Raw genomic sequence first — 1,825 nt, 5'->3', positions numbered from 1 at the left:
CGGCGCGTTCTTCGGCGTGCTGGCGTAAGGGCCCGACCTATTATCTGCCCCCAAGGGAAACGGCGACCCGTTGTGGTCGCCGTTTTTTATTACCGAAAGCTAGTTGGAGGTGCTTCGTGATTCGATCTGACAATCCACCCGATAATGGCGTGAGCGGGGCGATGTATCTATTTGGCACGGCGCTCTTGTGGAGTTTTATCGGCATCCTCGTTCGCGCCAATTCGCAGTCAGCTCTTTTGATCGGTGCCGTTACGGCAATATTTATGGCGCTCTTTATCCTGCTCGTTGGCAGGCCCATCCTCCGCGTCAGCCGTCTTATTGTCCTTGTGGCCGTCTGCAACTTCGTGACGGGCACCACGTTTAACTTTGCCAACCAGCTTACGACGGTCGGCAACGCGATCGTCCTGCAGTACACCTCGATGATTTTCGTTATCGTGTATCAATCGCTCGCAACTCGCACGTTGCCCTCGCCTGCGAAGATTGCCTCCGTGGTGGTTGCTTTTACGGGTATGGGACTTTTCTTTTTAGGCGATTTGAGTGCCGAGGGCATGCTCGGCAACCTGCTTGCCGTCATTTCGGGCGCCACCTTTGGGCTGTGTTTCTTTTTGAACTCTCGCCCCGATGCGTCGCCCATGGTGTCCTCGCTCATCTCCTGCGGTATCTCGATGTTGCCGATCGTCTATTTTGCCGGTGCCCTAGACTCCGTGAGACCGTTTGAGTGGGGGCTTATGCTGGTGCACGGCCTTTTTTGCAGTGGCCTTGCGAGCGTGCTGTATGCCAAGGGGATTGCGCGCACTAACGCGTTTGCGGCCAACTTGGTCTGCATGAGCGAGGTCGTGCTCGCTCCCTGCTGGTCGGCGCTCCTCTTTGGCGAGGTCTTTCGCTGGAACGAGTTTTTGGGCGCGGCGATAATCGTTTTGGTGATTGTAGGCAACTTGGCATACGATGCCTTTGGCGATGGCTTTCTGGTGGCGCTTGTCCGCCATCGAAACAAAGGGCGCGCCTGATGGGATACGTCTGCCGTTTACGGTAAAAAACACCCCGCTGAGCGAGTGGTATTAAATAGTAAGAACCTGCATATCTATAATTGGTATCAAATCATTTGTACCTGGCATGGGTGTTCGCAGCACACCAGGTACGCTTCGAGCCGTGTGATCGAACTCCCGGAATTGATATCAACAACGCGCGCGACGGGTGTGACGACGGTTCGATATTCCTTATTGGGAGGAATTATGCTTGTCCAAGCAATCCTCGTCGGCTTAGTCGGAGCGTTTGGATGCCTCGACTACCAGCTCGGCACCCTCTACGCGTTCCGCCCCATCGTCCTGTGCCCGCTCGTGGGCCTGGTGCTGGGGGACCTGCAGACTGGCCTTGCCGTTGGCGCCAGCCTGGAGTTGCTATTCATGGGCTCGATCTCCATCGGCGCCTACGTACCGCCTAACGAAACCGTCGGCGGCGTGCTCGCCTGCGCGTTTGCCATTCAGCTCGGTCAGGGTACCGAGACGGCCATCGCGCTCGCCATGCCCATCGCCGTCCTTTCGCTGACGATCGGCAACATTACCAACGCCCTGTTCGCCGTGTTTGTCGACATGGCAGACAAGTTCGCCCTCAAGGGAAACCTTAAAGGCATCTACGCCGTTCATTGGGGAATGGGACTTTGGGGCTGCCTCGAGTACTTCCTGCTGTGTGGCGGCGCCTTCTATCTGGGTTCCGGTGCCATCCAGGGCCTACTCGACTTTATCCCGTCTTTTGTGATCGATGGTTGCGGCGTGGCCGCCAACATCCTGCCGGCCATGGGCTTCGCCATGCTCGGCCGCCTGGTGCT

2 protein-coding genes are annotated in these 1,825 nt (G+C 57.2%); both read left to right on the top strand.

Annotated elements, in window-relative coordinates; genetic code table 11:
- The first annotated feature begins 116 nt into the window (after window positions 1–116).
- A complete protein-coding gene (locus DW913_RS09905; RefSeq protein ID WP_233541377.1) occupies window positions 117–1,007 on the top strand; it encodes a DMT family transporter in 891 nt (296 codons plus the stop codon).
- Window positions 1,008–1,232: 225 nt separating this feature from the next.
- Window positions 1,233–1,825: PTS sugar transporter subunit IIC (locus tag DW913_RS09900; RefSeq protein ID WP_147349650.1), on the top strand; the 593-nt coding region annotated here is incomplete at its 3' end.

It is taken from the genome of Collinsella sp. AM42-18AC (genome assembly GCF_003467965.1).
GTDB lineage: Bacteria > Actinomycetota > Coriobacteriia > Coriobacteriales > Coriobacteriaceae > Collinsella.
This window is presented reverse-complemented; position numbering and strand designations above follow the sequence as displayed.